The sequence below is a fragment of the Methanobrevibacter sp. genome (genome assembly GCF_030539875.1).
Classification (GTDB): Archaea; Methanobacteriota; Methanobacteria; order Methanobacteriales; family Methanobacteriaceae; genus Methanocatella.
Genome location: NZ_JAUNXI010000002.1, coordinates 118394 through 122105, shown reverse-complemented (window position 1 = coordinate 122105; position 3712 = coordinate 118394). Strand labels below are relative to the sequence as shown.

Annotated in this window: 1 protein-coding gene; it reads left to right on the top strand. The window is 32.9% G+C overall.

Annotated features, from left to right (window positions below; genetic code table 11):
- Positions 1–52: 52 nt before the first annotated feature.
- Positions 53–3712, top strand: a 3660-nt coding sequence (locus Q4Q16_RS01440) for a right-handed parallel beta-helix repeat-containing protein (RefSeq protein WP_303345657.1), incomplete at its 3' end; no start/stop codon positions are given.

The following is a 3712-nucleotide window of genomic DNA, read 5'->3' as shown; positions in this document are numbered from 1 at the left end:
AATAGTTTAGTTATTTTTCTATGTATTCAAAAAAATTAAAATGTGGTTAATTATGAAGAAATCGGTTAGTATGGTATTATTACTTTTAGTAATGATATTGTCAATTTCTGCTGTTTCTGCAGCAGACATGGATTTGGATCCTGAGTTGGCACTGCCGGACTCTGATGTGAGTATTGGAGCATCAGATGAGGAGGTATTGGCTGATGAGGGAAATAATGATTTCACCTCACTTCAAAACTCTATCGATGGCGGAAGTACATTACTTTTAACTTCCGACTATAAAAGGGTAGATGGAGATAGCGATGTGTCAATTACTAAAGACGTTACAATTATAGGTAACAATCACAAAATTGATGCAGATAAAAAAGGTGGAATTTTTAAGGTGAATACTGGTTGCACTTTGACTTTAATTGGTGTAACCTTAATTAATGGTAATAATGAAAACGGTGGAGCAATTTACAATGATGGAGGAGTTTTAAATATTGTTAATTCTCAATTAATAAATAATACTGCTACTAAAAGTGGTGGGGCAATTTACAATACTAAATATAGTTCCATATATGTGAGTGGTTCTACTTTTGATGGTAATGATTTAACTGACCGTAATTTTAACGGTTGGGGAGGGGCTGCTATTTATAATGATGGCGGTTCTATAATAATGGATGATTGTAGAGTTACAAATAACTTAAAAAATATCGTACACCGTGGAGGAACTGGAAATTACACTGGTGATTTGTCTAGTGCTGCTTTAGCAAGCTATGATGATGGTTCTGTAAGTATAACTAATTCTTATTTTGCAAACAATAGCGGATCTTATGGTGGAGCTATTTTATTTTATAAAGGGGTATTGGATATAAAAAATACTGCTTTTGAGAATAACTTTGCATTTAATGGCGGTGCAATTGATATTGTTGATGGAAGTTATACTATTTCCAATTGTACTTTTAAAGGAAACACTGCTAAAGGTACTGGAAGTACATTTACTAATTATGCTCATGGTGGTGCATTATGTATAGTATTTGAAACTGCTGGGGAATGTGTAATCTCAGATTGTATTTTTAAAGATAATTCTGCTGCTTATGGTGGTGCTGTTTCAAATTCCAATGCTAAATTTGTTGATTGTACTTTTATAAATAATACAGCTAGTGCATCTAATTCTGAGACATTCAATGGAGTAATAAATAGTAGAGGAGGAGTTGGTGGTGCAATTTATAGTGATAAACAAATAACTGTCATTGATTCAAATTTCACCAATAATACTTCTCGCTATCATGGATTGTATATTAAAAATGCCGATATTTCTGGTTCTTCTTTTAATAATAGTGCTATATATGTTGCTAAAGGTACTATCGATGTTAATGATAATGAGGATGCAGAAATTTTCTGTGGTCTAAATGGTAAGGTTAATATTGGTTCCGGTGAAATTCCTTCTGTGAAACATGGTACTGTTTATTATGCTCCTACTTCTTTTGCTGATTTACAAACTTTGATTAATAATTGTGGTTCTAAAATTATGGTAACATGTGATGTTACTAAACTGGCAAGTGAAGAAGAAACATTTGCAAATGGAATTACTGTTGCTAAATCCATAACTATTGATATGCTTGGCCATACTATTACCTCCAATAATGGTAAGGTGTTCAATATTGCAAAAAACATTACTTTAACTTTAATTAATGCTAATGTTGTTGGTGATGGTAATGTTGCCATTTATAATGAGGGTGAATTAAAATTGAGTTTATCCAATCCGTCCACTTTTGATAATTTTGGTGATTATGCGATTGATAATAATGGTGTTCTCTATAAGGGTGGTTTAACTACTTTTACACAATTAAATGATTTAATTAATTTGGTTAATGGTGGAGAAATACAAATCGTTACATCTAAAATTACTCAAACAGAAGAAGAAAAAGATAATTTTGCTAATGGTATTTTAATTAATAAGGATTTAACTATCACAGGCCGTTATAATAAGGATATTTTAGCTAAAATTGACGCTGCAAAATATTCTAGAATATTTAATGTTGTCGATGGAGCTACATTAACTTTGAATAAAATTATTTTATCAAATGGTAATGCCGATAAAGGTGCTGGTGTGTATGTTGATAAGGGTGCTTCTTTAGTTGTTAATGTTGTGAAGTTCATTAATAATACTGCGGTTACTCGTGGTGGTGCGATTTACTCTGAAGGTAATGTTGCTGTGAATAAAGCAATTTTTGATGGTAATGATGTTACTTTCCGTTCTAAGAATGTGGATAATGGTGGTGCTGCCATTTATGCTCTTGGTGGTAAGTTAACTGTTGCTGATTCTAATTTCACTAATAATCTTAAGGATTATGTTGTTAGAGGTACTGACGGCAAGACTGGTGATTTGATTAATGCTATTATTACTACTTCTGCTGTTACTGAGATTACTGGTTCTAGGTTTGTTAATAACAGTGGATGTTATGGTGGTGCAATTTATGCTGCTGTAATTGATGGTGTGGGCACTCCAAGTTTGGTTATCAGGGATTCTAAGTTTGTAAATAATACTGCTTATGCTGGTACTATTCATATTGAGGATATTAAGTATGAGATTTCTGATTCTGTCTTTGATGGTAATAAAGCGTTAGGTTATGGTAGTGTTGGTTATACTGCTGCTGGTGCGGCTGTTACTGCAATGTATCCTGGAGCTAACGGTTTGGTTACTAATTGTACTTTTACAAACAATAGGGTTTCAAGTACTGATACTCCTAAAGGAGGTGCAATCGTAGCTCAAAATGGTAAAATCCGTATTGTTGATTCTAAATTTGAAAACAATTCTGTTTTCGGTTCTGAATTAGCTTATGGTGGTGCTATTTGCGGTGATTCTTCAGTTGAAATGATTATTGAAAAGTCCAATTTCACAAACAATGCTGCTGCTAAAGGTGGTGCAATTTATTCAGATGGTAAATCATTAAGCGTATCCAATTCTAATTTCAAGGATAATAAAGGTATTGGAACTATTTATAACAATGCTGAATTAACATTAGCAGGAAATAAAATAGAATCAACCGATTTTGGAATAATTAATGATAAAGGAACTATTGAATCTAAAGTATATGCTAAAATTATGGAAAATACTACATATAAGTGGCATAAGTCTGCATTTAGTATTGCTGCTACTTTGACTGATGACGCAGGTAATGCGATTAAGGATTCTAAGTTTAGCTTTGTTTTAACCAAAGATGGTGTGAATATTAGTGTCCCTGCTGTGTTTGATGATACTTTAGGTTATTATTCAGGTACTTTTACACCTACTAATAATGGAGTGTATTTAATCAGTATTGATTATCCTATAAAAGAGGTACAAACTTCTGTTTTGTCTGTCTGTGGTGGATTAATTGACATTGCAGATATGGTTGCTGTTGCTGAAAATGGTGACACTATTTCATTGAATGGTGAAAAATATGCATATGCTCCGGAATTTGATTCAAGTATTGTCGAGGGTATTGTAATTGATAAAAATATTATTATTGATGGTAAAGGATCTATAATTTCCGGTTCTGAAATGGCTAGATTATTCAAGGTTGCTAATGGTTATACCTTAACCTTAGTTAATGTAACTGTATGTGATGCCCGTGCTGATAAAGGTGCTGGCGTGTATGTTGATAAGGGTGCTTCTTTAATAGTCAACAGTGTGAAGTTCATTAATAATACTGCGGTTACTCGTGGTGGTGCGATTTACTCTGAA